Consider the following 235-nt stretch of genomic DNA (forward strand, 5'->3'; position numbering starts at 1 on the left):
TCACTGCGTGTTATGAAGATTGAGTTGTGTTTTAGTTAGTTAATATAAATTTTGTGTATGATTTTAAGCAGCATGAATTTATGCCCTTTTATTATAATATTTTTTGTTTGATCAATTTTTTTTTTGTGCTCGGCTATATTGATTTGGTTGTCATTTCTATGTTTCATATGTTTCTGGTTATTTTTATTTATAAAATTTTGGAATACCATATTTTCTTGGGATTTTAGGTTTAGGT

1 protein-coding gene is annotated in these 235 nt (G+C 25.5%); it reads right to left on the minus strand.

Annotation, left to right across the window (positions count from 1 at the left end):
- Nucleotides 1-35 precede the first annotated feature (35 nt).
- Nucleotides 36-235: hypothetical protein (locus Q4519_RS22135; protein WP_303516144.1), on the minus strand; the 200-nt coding region annotated here is incomplete at its 5' end.

The organism is Motilimonas sp. 1_MG-2023 (genome assembly GCF_030547455.1).
Lineage (GTDB): Bacteria > Pseudomonadota > Gammaproteobacteria > Enterobacterales > CBDFNC01 > Motilimonas.